This is a genomic window from Haemophilus sp. HMSC61B11 (assembly GCF_001838615.1).
GTDB lineage: Bacteria > Pseudomonadota > Gammaproteobacteria > Enterobacterales > Pasteurellaceae > Haemophilus_D > Haemophilus_D parainfluenzae_AD.
This window is the reverse complement of sequence record NZ_KV837995.1, coordinates 139277-150240: the sequence shown is the minus strand read 5'-3', so window position 1 is coordinate 150240 and position 10964 is coordinate 139277. Positions and strand designations below refer to the sequence as shown.

The following is a 10964-nucleotide window of genomic DNA, read 5'->3' as shown; positions in this document are numbered from 1 at the left end:
AGGTTCGAATCCTTCACGACCCACCACTTTAAATCAGCACCTTAACGGGTGTTTTTTTATACCTAAAATTTAGGGGAACGACTTACCTACTCTCTTTTCTAAAAAACACATAAAAAAATAACCGCACTTGCGTACGGTTACTTATCTATAGTTATTTTAAACGATTAGCCGTGATAACGTCCTACGCCTAATTCATCTTCCTTACGAGTACGGTTCATCACTTCTTGCGGAGATTGTGCAATACGTAATCCCATTTGGTCTTCAGTACGCACGACATCGCCACGTAGAGAGTTAGTATAAACATCCGTAATTTTGATATCGACAAACTTACCAATCATATCTGGTGAACCTTGGAAATTCACAATACGGTTATTTTCCGTACGTCCTGTCAATTCCATAATATCTTTCTTAGACGGCCCTTCCACCAACACGCGTTGCTCTGTGCCAAGCATACGACGGCTATATTGCGCGGCTTGTTGGTTGATACGCTCTTGTAACAGATAGAGACGTTGTTTTTTCTCTTCTTCGGTTACATCATCTGACATATCTGCCGCAGGTGTACCTGGACGAGCAGAATAGATAAAGCTAAAGCTCATATCAAAATTCACTTGCGCAATTAGATTCATTGTTTGCTCAAACTCTTCATTGGTTTCACCAGGGAAACCAACAATGAAATCTGAGCTGATTTGAATATTTGGACGAACCGCACGTAATTTACGAATAATCGATTTGTATTCTAACGCAGTATGACCACGTTTCATCATGGTTAAAATACGGTCAGAACCAGCTTGTACCGGTAAGTGTACGAAGTCTACTAATTCTGGTGTGTCACGATACACGTCAATAATATCATCTGTAAATTCGATTGGGTGGCTCGTGGTAAAACGTAAACGGTCGATACCATCAATAGACGCTACTAAACGCAATAATTCCGCAAATGTACAAATACCACCATCAAATGTCGGGCCACGATATGCGTTTACGTTTTGGCCTAATAAATTGATTTCACGAACACCTTGATCGGCTAACTGCGCAATTTCAAATAATACATCATCAACAGGACGGCTCACTTCTTCACCACGGGTATAAGGCACCACGCAGTAAGTACAATATTTATTACAGCCTTCCATAATAGACACAAACGCGGTTGGACCTTCTGCGCGAGGTTCTGGTAAGCGGTCAAATTTCTCAATTTCAGGGAAACTCACATCCACCACCGAACTTTTACCACCACGGATTTGGTTAATCATTTCAGGCAAACGGTGTAAAGTTTGCGGACCAAATACGATATCCACATAAGGTGCACGATGACGAATATGCTCACCTTCTTGTGATGCTACACAACCGCCCACACCAATCACTAGATTTGGATTTTGTTTTTTTAATTCTTTCCAACGACCTAACTGATGGAACACTTTTTCTTGTGCTTTTTCACGGATAGAACAGGTATTTAGAAGTAACACATCTGCTTCTTCTGGAATATCAGTTAATTCCAAACCATGTGTATTTAAGAGAAGATCGGCCATTTTTGATGAATCGTATTCATTCATCTGACAGCCCCATGTTTTAATATGTAATTTTTGCGTCATATTGCTTAAAAATAAAGATTAGTAAAAAGATAAAATCGGTCGGCTATTGTACAGATTTGTGGGAATTCTGGCTAGTGTAAAATGGACTTTTACCCCTTTCGGTATAGAAAAAGTGCGGTTAAAATCACCTGAATTTTAACCGCACTTTGTTTAGTATCCTTCTTCCTCCATATTCGGTAGGAATGTTTTTTGTTTGATTCGTTTTACTCTCGTTTCAATTCGCCCATCTGGATATAGCTCAATTTCACGCCAACCTGGTTGTAAGGTATCTAAAGCAAAATGGTTGCTGTCCGGCTTAAATTGAATACAAGTCGCTGGTGTTGCCATGGTTTGATAACCTTGCCAATAGCCATTGACCTCTTGATGAATATGACCGTATAAAATCCCTTTTACATTGTTGAATTGAGCAAGAACCTCTGAGAATTCATGAGCATTACGTAAGTTATGCTGATCAAGCCATGCTGAATTTGTTGGCAATAAATGGTGATGCAATACGACTAAGCTATGACGTGCTGGATTTTCGGCTAATTTTGTTTTTAACCAATCTAGCTGATAAGCACTTAATTCGCCATGAGGTACACCAGAAACTTGGCTATCTAACAAAATCACTTGCCAATGTTTTCCAAGAAGTAAATGTTTTGACGCGTTAATAGGCGATTGGTTTAAATGCTCGACCATTTTGGGTTGAAAATCATGGTTACCCGGAAGCCAAAATACTGACTTATTTAACGGTTTAACCATTTCAACAAATCGTAGATAACCTTCATCGCTACTATCTTGTACCAAATCACCTGTCGCAAGCACGACATCATAATTAAAAGACTCTGCCTGAATTTCTTTTAGCACCTGAGAAAAGCTTTCGTGCGTGTTGATACCTAATAACTCTTTGTTTGTATCCTTAAACAAATGAGGATCGGTAATTTGTAATAATTTGACGATCTCACTCTCGGATTCGCATTCAAATGTATTGCTCATGAGACTCCTATTGCCAGCGCTGCCGCAATTGGGCGTAATTTAATTGAAGCCATTGCAAGCCCATTACTGCAATGCCATTATCAATTTTACCTTCACACATCCATTGATAGGCCTGTTCACGTTTCACCACATGAACACGGATGTCTTCATTTTCTTCAGCTAAACCATGAATGCCCTTGGCTTGCGAGCTATCTACTCGACCGACAAACAGATGAATACGCTCGACTACGCCACCCGGGCTATCCCACACGCTTAAACAATGAGTGAGATCTTGAACGGATACGCCTGCTTCCTCTTCACTTTCACGCAAAGCGACTTCTTCAGGTTGTTCACCCTCTTCGACCATGCCGGCGATCAATTCTAATAACCAAGGGGAACGAGCTGATTCAGGTTGATATGCACCAATACGTACTTGCTCAACTAAAACCACCGCATCTTCTTTCGGATCGTAAGCAATCACTGCAGAAGCAGCACCTTTGACTAATAATTCACGTGTCACAACGCCACTTTCGCCACCAGCAAAAAGCTTATGTTTAAACTGTACTTTCTTAAGTGTAAAAAAACCTTTATAAACAGTTTCTTCATTAAGAACTTCTATATCATGCTGACTAAACTGTTGAATTTCTGACATCATTACTCTCCTAGTATCGAGGTCGCATAATACTCCCATAAAAAAATAAAAAAAACTGAACCCTCTATTTTTTTGTCGAAACTTTGAAGCCGGTCACAAAAAAAGAAAACCTATGATGATTTCTTATTCATCATAGGTTTACATTAAAAATTTATTTAAATTAACAAACGCGGCTGGTTATTTCTCCATCTGCCACCTTCGTTTTAATCGTATCGCCTGTTTTGACTTGTTTCACACTAACAATGGCATGTCCTCTGACATCTTCCGCGATGGAATACCCTCGTGCTAATACTTTTAATGGGCTTAATCCATCCAACTTGCCACACAATGTCGCTAATTTGTTTTGACGTTCCGAGACTTGACGATTCGCCCCTAAATTTAACCGCACTTGTAACTGAGCTAAATATTGGGATTGTTTTTGCAATCGATAAGGCAACGGATTTTGTTTTAAGCGCACTGAAAGTGCGGTCAATTTTTGCTGCGTTTTATCCATTTGATGCTGCATCACTAACAAGAGACGATGATGTAATTGCGCCGTTTTGGCTTTTTGCATCAATAATTGATTTTGCGGATGTTGGTTTTGCAGGCGTAAACGTAACTGTTGTAAACGTTGTTGTTGATGACTAAAAATGCGATCTAACGCCATCTCTAAGCGCTGTTGTTTATAGGCTAACTGTTGAAGTAATTCCTGCTGATTGCGACTCACTAACTCCGCCGCAGCAGAGGGGGTTGGTGCACGTAAATCAGCCACAAAATCGGCTATTGTGACATCTGTTTCATGACCTACCGCGCTGATAATCGGTAAATTAGAACGGAAAATCGCACGTGCGACTTCTTCTTCATTAAAGCACCAAAGATCTTCTAAAGAACCACCACCACGGCCGACAATCAATACATCCACTTCTTGACGCGCATTAGCGAGATCAACCATTTGGACGATTTCAGCCGTTGCTTCCTTGCCTTGCACTGCCGTTGGATAAATCACTACTTTTAAACTGGGATCTCGGCGAGCCAAAATATGCAGAATATCTTGTAGAGCTGCGCCAGTCGAAGAGGTCACAATACCTACGGCTTTAGCAAAGTCCGGTAAGCTTTTCTTCAAGTTTTGTGCAAACAGCCCTTCAGCCGCCAATTTCATTTTGAGCGTTTCAAATTGCTGTTGCAATAATCCTTCTCCAGCAGGGTGCATGGATTCAATAATCAGCTGATAATCACCGCGAGGCTCATATAAACTGACATTCGCCCGCACCAAGACTTGCATACCATTTTGCGGGCGAAACCCCACCCGCAAATTTTTCATGCGAAACATCGCACCGCGAACTTGGGCATTTTCATCTTTCAACGTTAAATACCAATGCCCTGATACAGGTTGAGTGAAATTAGAAATCTCCCCTGTAAGCCAAATCTGTGAAAAATTCCCTTCCAACATTTGGCGAGCGGCACTGTTCAGTTGGGAAACGGAGTAAATGTTTTCAGACATTATTCAATCAACACCCAACCGTCGTCCAGCCAGTTACAAATCGAATCAAGCAATAATTCCATTGTACTTTCAGGATCTTCTGTATCATTCACTAAATTATTTAAGAATACCCAATCTAGCGCTTCACCATCGGAGAGACGTTTCAACACTTCCGCTTCAATGACATTCACTTCATCTAACCATTCGCCATTAGCATAAATTCGGAGCGGATTTTCGGTGTAAAGCAATTTGCAGTTATTGTCCTGCATTAATACACCTTGTTCCTCTTCTAAAATTGACCGCACTTCGTCAGGATCGGACATTTCATCCGATACCAACATTTCATAACGACGCGAACTCACTGTACTGGCTACTGCTTGTTTGAACAAGGCATCAAAGGCTTCAGACTCTGCTAATTTCGCTAAGAATTGCTTTTTCATTGCTTGAATATTTTCATCTGCCAATTTCCCTGTACGCTGCTCTGATTGCGTTAAGCGTAACGGTAATTGGAATTCGCTTAAATTCAATTCAGGATCTTGATGACAAAACGCTTTATTCACGTTATCGAAAATGGCTGCTAAATTCGGGTAACGCAAACCAAAAGAAAAGGTCAAACAATCATCTTCAGCCACACCATAATGTGACATACGAGCCGGAATATAAAGAATATCGCCCGGATTCATCACTTCATCAATCACCAATTCGCCCATGTCATCAAAAATACGAATCGGCTGATTCGGTTTAAATTCTGTGGAAGAATCACACCATTTACCTAACTGCCAACGACGATGTCCATAGCCTTGCACCAAGAACACATCATATTCGTCATAATGCTTACCAACGGAACCGCCTTTAGGTGCATAAGACACCATAATATCGTCGCGTTGCCATTGCGGGATAAAGCCAAACTTATTCCAAAGCTGACCGAGTTCAGTGCTCCATTGTTCTAAATTTTGGACGAGCACCGACCATTTCTCCGGTACATCTGCAAAATCTTCTTCGGATAACGGACTGAAAAACACTTTCCAATTATCATCTGAAAAGGTTTTTACTAAACGCGCCGTCACATCTTCGCCTTGTGCTAATTCGATGATATCGTCAGGCTCAAATTGACCAACAATTTCAGGCAAACCATTACGAATAATTAATGGTTTTTTCTGCCAATAATCACGCAGGAAAATTTCAGGGGTAATGCCATCAGGCAGACAATATTGGTTGGAAAGTGCGGTCATTTTTTTACTCCTTTTCCTGTTTTTCTTGTTGAGCTTTTTCTTGTGCGGCTTTGGCTTGCTCTGCTGCACGTTTACGACGAATTTCTTTAGGATCGGCTAATAATGGGCGGTAAATTTCAATACGATCGCCGTCTTTTAATTGATCGTTTAGTTTTGCTGGACGGGAATAAATCCCCACTTTATTTTCACGCAAATCGATCTCGGTAAACTGTTGTAAAATGCCCGATTGTAAAATAGCCGTTTGGATCATCGTGCCTTCATCGACTTTGAAGGATTTTAAATAATAACGATCCGGCAAGGCATAAGCGATTTCAATATTAATTTGGTTCATGTCTTATTCTGTCTTAATGAGTTTTCCGTTATTATAGCGGAAAAGTGCGGTCAATATTAACGATAAAATCAGGAGCACATCATGAATTGGGTATTTTTTGCTATTGGTTCAGCCTTTTTCGCTGGACTTACCGCTATTTTAGGCAAATTAGGGGTTGAAGGCATTAACAGCAATCTTGCGACATTTATCCGTACGATTGTGGTTTTACTCGTTACAGCGGGTATCATTAGCGCACGTAACGAATGGCAACTGCCACAACATATTACCGCAAAACCATTTACCTTTTTAATTCTTTCCGGTGTTGCTACAGGCCTATCTTGGCTTTGTTATTATCGTGCGTTGCAAATGGCGCCCGCCTCTTGGGTTGCGCCCATTGATAAACTCAGTGTCGTGATTGCCATTATTTTAGGTGTGGTATTGTTAGGCGAACCCTTAAGTATGAAATTAGTCATAGGAAGTCTATTAATTCTCTCAGGTGTTTTAGTCTTAGCCTTATAGATTGAGAAATTAGCCCTTTTTCGCTACAATACGCCACTATTTTTATTCAAGTAGAAAACTATGTCTGAAATTAAACTCATCGTGGGGCTGGGAAACCCTGGCGATAAATATGCGGAAACCCGCCACAATGCAGGTGAATGGCTGATTGAGCGTTTAGCTCGTCGCTTTAATGTTTCACTTAATGCAGAAAATAAATTCTTTGGTTACGTGGGAAAAACACTGATTAACGGCAAAGAAGTGCGTTTTTTAGTGCCAACGACGTTTATGAATTTAAGTGGAAAAGCCGTAGGCGCACTTGCTAATTTTTATCGCATCAAACCAGAAGAAATTTTAGTGCTACACGATGAATTAGATTTACCGCCAGGCACCGTAAAATTAAAACAAGGTGGCGGACATGGCGGTCACAATGGTTTAAAAGATATCGTAGCTCAGCTTGGTAACAGCAACAATTTCTATCGTTTACGCATTGGCATTGGCCATCCTGGACACCGTGATTTAGTTTCAGGTTTTGTACTTAACAAACCCGCGCCTACAGAAAGAGAAGCGCTCGATAAAGCTTTAGATGAAGCCACCGATTGCATTGAATTGCTTTTCAAAGAAGGCATGGTGAAAGCCACCAATCGCTTAAACAGTTTTAAAATTTAACTCAGAAGTGCGGTGAAAAAACACCATAAATTTTAACCGCACTTACGCTTACAATAAGGAAAACATCATGGGATTTAAATGTGGTATCGTTGGTTTGCCAAACGTCGGTAAATCTACCCTTTTTAATGCATTAACCAAAGCCGGTATCGAAGCGGCAAACTATCCGTTTTGTACAATCGAACCAAATACTGGCGTGGTACCAATGCCGGATCCGCGTTTAGATGCGTTAGCGGAAATTGTTAAACCTGAACGCGTATTACCCACCACCATGGAGTTTGTGGATATCGCTGGTTTGGTTGCGGGTGCAAGTAAAGGTGAAGGCTTAGGTAATAAATTCCTAGCTAACATCCGTGAAACTGATGCAATTGGTCATGTTGTTCGTTGTTTTGAAAATGATGACATCGTGCACGTTGCGGGTAAGATCGATCCATTAAGCGATATCGAAACCATCAATACCGAATTAGCCCTTGCTGACTTAGACAGCTGTGAACGTGCAATCCAACGTTTACAAAAACGCGCTAAAGGTGGTGATAAAGACGCAAAATTTGAGCTGTCTGTAATGGAAAAAATTCTTCCTGTACTTTCTGAAGCGGGCATGATTCGTTCTGTTGAGTTAGATAAAGATGAATTATTGGCGATTAAAAGCTATAACTTCCTCACATTAAAACCAACCATGTACATTGCGAACGTAAATGAAGACGGTTTTGAAAATAACCCATATTTAGACAAAGTACGTGAGTTTGCAGAAAAAGAAGGCTCTGTTGTGGTGCCTGTATGTGCGGCGATTGAAGCAGAAATTGCTGAGCTTGATGATGATGAAAAAATCGAATTCTTACAAGACCTTGGTATTGAAGAACCAGGCTTAAACCGTGTAATTCGTGCAGGTTATGCCTTATTAAATCTTCAAACCTACTTCACTGCGGGTGTGAAAGAAGTACGCGCATGGACGGTTTCTGTTGGTGCAACCGCCCCTAAAGCAGCGGCTGTAATCCACACAGACTTTGAAAAAGGCTTCATCCGTGCAGAAGTAATTGCTTACGATGACTTCATCCAATTCAAAGGTGAAAATGGAGCAAAAGAAGCAGGTAAATGGCGCTTAGAAGGTAAAGACTACATCGTCCAAGATGGTGATGTCATGCACTTCCGTTTTAACGTATAAAAACACTTCAGACCGCATAACTATGCGGTCTTTTTGTATTTATAAAAGGAAAAAACAATGTCGGATAAATTAAATCAACTCATCGAATTGTTAAAATTAGAAAAAATTGATGATCTTATCTTTCGAGGTGCGAGTGAGGACTTAGGTTTCCGCCAAGTGTTCGGCGGCCAAGTCGTGGCGCAATCGCTTTCTGCCGCGATGCAAGTTGCTCCGCCAGAGCGCGTACTCCATTCCTGCCATGCTTACTTTTTAGCACCTGGCGACAGTCAACACCCGATTATTTATGATGTAGAAACTTTACGTGAAGGGCGCAACTTCTCTGCATTACGCGTAAAAGCCATTCAACATAAAAATGTAATTTGTCATATCACTGCATCATTTCAAGTACCCGAAGAAGGCTTCAACCATCAATCAGCCATGCCGCAAGTGGCAGGCCCTGAACAATGCATTGATGAACACGAAATCATGTTAAAAGTGGCGCAGACTTTGCCCGAAAGCTTGAGTGAAAAATTTGCCCAAGAACGCCCATTTCAAATTCATAGCCGATATTTGAACAATCCATTTGATGGGCGAAAACTGCCGCCAGAACAATATGCTTGGTTTAAAACCAATGGAGAAGCACCATTAGATTTGCAGACGCAACAATGTCTCTTAGCGTATTTTTCTGATTTCCACTGTATTTTGACCGCACTTCACCCACATGGGAAAGGCTTTTTACAGAAAGGGATGAAAGTGGCCACAATCGACCACAGCATTTGGTTCCACCGCCCTTTCAATTTAAATCAGTGGCATTTACATGCCATTGAAAGTAATAATGCTTTTGCTGGGCGTGGTTTAGCGAGAGGACAAATTTTTGCTGCAGATGGCACATTAATTGCCACCACACAGCAAGAAGGGTTAATTCGTTATCAAGAATAACCGCACTTTAAAACAAGGTGCAGATTAGCCTTCGTAACCGATATCTTCGAAAGTTGGGTTTTCTGCGCCTTGTTTGGCTAATTCATCACAAATTTCATTTTCTCGATGGCCTGAATGGCCTTTCACCCACTGCCAATCAATGTTATGAGTTTGAATCGCCTGATCTAACGCAATCCATAAATCCTGATTTTTTACTGCTTTGCCCGTGCTGGCTTTCCAATTGTTTTTCTTCCAATTGTAAATCCATTGTGTGATGCCATTTTTCATATATTGGCTATCGCTATAAAGCGTCACATGGCAAGGCTCTTTTAAGCTATTTAAAGCCTCAATCACTGCTCGTAATTCCATGCGATTATTGGTGGTTTTGAAATACCCTTTTGAAATATGTTTTTCATGCTGTTTATAGCGCAGGACAATCCCTATGCCACCGGCTCCCGGATTGCCAAGGCAAGATCCATCCGTAAAAATTTCAATCTGTTTTTGCATAACTAATTCGAGCTTGTGTAAAATAGACGGTATTTTAAAGGAAACAAATAGGTAGAACAATGATAAATCCGGATCGCCAGATTGTACTGGATACTGAAACCACCGGTATGAACCAAATTGGTGCGCATTACGAAGGACATTGCATTATTGAAATTGGCGCGGTGGAAATGATCAACCGTAAATATACGGGCAACAATTTTCACATTTATATTAAGCCGGATCGTTTGGTTGATCCCGATGCTATTAAAGTTCACGGTATTACGGATGAAATGCTGGCGGATAAACCGGATTTCAAAACAATTGCACAAGACTTTATTGAATACATTCGTGGTGCTGAACTGCTGATTCACAACGCCCCCTTCGACGTGGGCTTTATGGACTATGAATTCCGTAAACTTGGGTTAGATATCAAAACGACCGATATTTGCCTCGTCACCGATACATTGCAAATGGCTCGCCAAATGTATCCTGGAAAACGTAATAGCTTAGATGCGTTGTGTGATCGTTTAGGCATTGATAACAGCAAACGAACACTCCACGGTGCGTTACTGGATGCGGAGATTTTAGCCGACGTTTATTTGTCCATGACGGGCGGGCAAACCAGTCTATTTGATGAAGATCATGCGGATAGTTCAATTATCCAAGCTGGCTCCAATATGCAAGATCTTCAAAGTGCGGTCAATTTTTCGCAAAATTTAAAAGTGTTACAACCCACTGATGATGAACTCCAAGCCCATTTAGATTTCCTTAAATTGGTCAATAAAAAAAGCGATGGCAAATGTTTTTGGTCGATTCGTACGGGGGATGAAACCTCACATTAATCGGTTATCTATTAATCAGATAAACATAAAAAAGAAAAAAAAGATTGACGCTTTTAACGTTCATCATTATTATACCCAGCACTTAGCGGAGTGGTAGTTCAGCTGGTTAGAATACCTGCCTGTCACGCAGGGGGTCGCGGGTTCGAGTCCCGTCCATTCCGCCAATTTAAAACTTGTCTTAATATACTCACGGAGTGGTAGTTCAGCTGGTTAGAATACC

12 protein-coding genes and 1 tRNA gene are annotated in these 10964 nt (G+C 41.0%); 6 read left to right on the top strand and 7 right to left on the bottom strand.

All coding sequences use genetic code 11. From position 1 onward, the window contains the following. Window positions 1–164 precede the first annotated feature (164 nt). The 6 genes from miaB to HMPREF3263_RS07970 form a co-directional block, all read right to left on the bottom strand. Entirely contained in the window at window positions 165–1589 is a 1425-nt protein-coding gene (gene miaB, locus HMPREF3263_RS07995) for a tRNA (N6-isopentenyl adenosine(37)-C2)-methylthiotransferase MiaB (RefSeq protein ID WP_070853177.1), read from the bottom strand. Window positions 1590–1739: 150 nt separating this feature from the next. Then, window positions 1740–2564: a 3',5'-cyclic-AMP phosphodiesterase gene (gene cpdA, locus HMPREF3263_RS07990; RefSeq protein ID WP_070853176.1), complete on the bottom strand. Its 825-nt coding sequence runs from the start codon at window positions 2562–2564 to the stop codon at window positions 1740–1742. Window positions 2565–2571: 7 nt separating this feature from the next. Continuing rightward, window positions 2572–3195: an ADP-ribose diphosphatase gene (gene nudF / locus HMPREF3263_RS07985; RefSeq protein WP_070853175.1), complete on the bottom strand. Its 624-nt coding sequence runs from the start codon at window positions 3193–3195 to the stop codon at window positions 2572–2574. 160 nt (window positions 3196–3355) lie between these two features. Next, window positions 3356–4675, bottom strand: coding sequence for an exodeoxyribonuclease VII large subunit (gene xseA / locus HMPREF3263_RS07980; RefSeq protein WP_070853174.1), 1320 nt, complete (start codon window positions 4673–4675; stop codon window positions 3356–3358). After that, window positions 4675–5886 carry a ribosomal protein uL16 3-hydroxylase gene (locus tag HMPREF3263_RS07975; RefSeq protein WP_070853173.1) on the bottom strand — a complete coding sequence of 404 codons (1212 nt, stop codon included), beginning with the start codon at window positions 5884–5886 and terminating at the stop codon, window positions 4675–4677. The genes xseA and HMPREF3263_RS07975 overlap by 1 nt, the downstream gene beginning before the upstream one ends. Before the next feature lie 4 nt (window positions 5887–5890). Next, window positions 5891–6217, bottom strand: a complete 327-nt coding sequence (locus HMPREF3263_RS07970; RefSeq protein ID WP_049364381.1) for an RnfH family protein — start codon at window positions 6215–6217, stop codon at window positions 5891–5893. Between the two features lie 81 nt (window positions 6218–6298). Here HMPREF3263_RS07970 and HMPREF3263_RS07965 point away from each other — a divergent pair, with 81 nt between their 5' ends. From HMPREF3263_RS07965 to tesB, 4 genes are all read left to right on the top strand, one after another. Continuing rightward, window positions 6299–6715 carry an EamA family transporter gene (locus HMPREF3263_RS07965; protein WP_070853172.1) on the top strand — a complete coding sequence of 139 codons (417 nt, stop codon included), beginning with the start codon at window positions 6299–6301 and terminating at the stop codon, window positions 6713–6715. A 60-nt stretch (window positions 6716–6775) separates the two neighbouring features. Further along, a complete protein-coding gene (gene pth / locus HMPREF3263_RS07960) occupies window positions 6776–7360 on the top strand; it encodes an aminoacyl-tRNA hydrolase (RefSeq protein ID WP_049384991.1) in 585 nt (194 codons plus the stop codon). 67 nt (window positions 7361–7427) lie between these two features. Continuing rightward, window positions 7428–8519, top strand: coding sequence for a redox-regulated ATPase YchF (gene ychF, locus HMPREF3263_RS07955; RefSeq protein ID WP_049355809.1), 1092 nt, complete (start codon window positions 7428–7430; stop codon window positions 8517–8519). A gap of 57 nt (window positions 8520–8576) precedes the next feature. After that, window positions 8577–9437 (top strand): acyl-CoA thioesterase II, encoded by an 861-nt coding sequence (tesB, locus tag HMPREF3263_RS07950; RefSeq protein ID WP_070853171.1) that lies wholly within the window; start codon window positions 8577–8579, stop codon window positions 9435–9437. Between the two features lie 24 nt (window positions 9438–9461). On the opposite strand, the gene rnhA is transcribed toward tesB, so the two are convergent. Next, window positions 9462–9923, bottom strand: coding sequence for a ribonuclease HI (gene rnhA, locus HMPREF3263_RS07945; RefSeq protein WP_005699219.1), 462 nt, complete (start codon window positions 9921–9923; stop codon window positions 9462–9464). Window positions 9924–9982: 59 nt separating this feature from the next. Between rnhA and dnaQ the strand changes: the two genes are divergently transcribed. Beyond that, entirely contained in the window at window positions 9983–10744 is a 762-nt protein-coding gene (gene dnaQ / locus HMPREF3263_RS07940) for a DNA polymerase III subunit epsilon (protein WP_070853170.1), read from the top strand. An 87-nt stretch (window positions 10745–10831) separates the two neighbouring features. Continuing rightward, a tRNA-Asp gene (locus tag HMPREF3263_RS07935) sits at window positions 10832–10908 on the top strand. The last annotated feature ends 56 nt before the right edge of the window (window positions 10909–10964 follow it).